This is a genomic window from Rhizobium sp. SEMIA 4085 (assembly GCF_013004495.1).
In the GTDB taxonomy this organism is placed as follows: domain Bacteria; phylum Pseudomonadota; class Alphaproteobacteria; order Rhizobiales; family Rhizobiaceae; genus Rhizobium; species Rhizobium gallicum.
Map to the genome: position 1 here is coordinate 1 of NZ_JABEPH010000672.1, position 1,177 is coordinate 1,177.

Consider the following 1,177-nt stretch of genomic DNA (forward strand, 5'->3'; position numbering starts at 1 on the left):
CGCGTCGTGGCTCGCTCCGTGCGGCGCCCGCGCCTGACCGCCCTCCCCGTGGAGGGGCAGGGGGGAGGGCGGTTTCACCCCCCGCTGCTGACTGCCGAGGTCGCTGCCGGGTGGGATGTGGGTCTATTTGCTTGTGAACGTGCGGTCCTGCCTCTCCACGAACCCTTCGGCCCCCGCCACGACCATGCCGCCCACCGCATTCGTGCCCATGATATGCGAGTTGTCGTAGATCTCGATCCGCTGCGGCGCATAGGGTAGACCGAACGTTTCCTTGAAACCCTCGAGCAGGCGCGATTGCGAAGCAGTCTCGGCGAGCTTGCGGCCATGTGCCTCGCGGGCATTGGCAACGACATGGTCGACCAAATCGCGCTTTTCGCCGCGCTGCGGCACCAGAATCGAAACCTTGTGTCCGGTCTTTTCGCCGAGCGCTGCCGCCAGCAGCGCCATTTCCTCGACTGCTTCCGACAGCATGATCTGCTTCGGCACCGGCTTGTCGTCATAGAACTGCGCGAGGAAGGCATTCAGAACCTCGGCGCCCGAAAGCTGCGGGTCGGCCTTTGGGAAATAGGCGCGATTGCCCCAGTTCTGGCCGGTGCGAAAGAAGAAGACCTGGATGCAGGAAATCCCGCCCTCGTGGTGGATCGCGAAGACATCCGCCTCCTCGACGCCTGCCGGATTGATGCCCTGATGGCTCTGGACGTGCGACAGCGCGGCAAGGCGATCGCGATAGATCGCCGCACGCTCGAAATCGAGATCTTCGGCGGCGGCGTTCATTTCCTCCGCCATGTGCGCCTTCACCTTCTGGCTTTTGCCGGAAAGGAAATCCTTCGCCTCCTGCACCAGTTGCGCATAGTCTTCGTCGCTGATCTCCCGGGTGCAGGGGCCAGAACAGCGCTTGATTTGATAAAGCAGGCAGGGGCGCGTGCGCGTCTCGAAAACGCTGTCCGTGCAGGTGCGGATCAAGAAGGCGCGCTGCAGCGAATTGATCGTGCGGCCGACTGCGCCGGCGGAAGCGAAGGGACCGAAATAATCGCCCTTGCGGGCGCGGGCGCCGCGATGCTTGAAGATCGACGGGGCGCGATGATCGCCGGTGATGAGGATATAGGGAAACGACTTGTCGTCGCGTAAAAGCACGTTAAAGCGCGGCCGCAAGCGCTTGATCAGATTCGCTTCCAGG

General features: G+C 63.0%; 1 pseudogene. It reads right to left on the bottom strand.

Annotated elements, in window-relative coordinates:
• Positions 1–153: 153 nt before the first annotated feature.
• Positions 154–1,177: pseudogene (uvrC, locus tag C9413_RS32255) on the bottom strand (excinuclease ABC subunit UvrC); the annotation flags it as partial.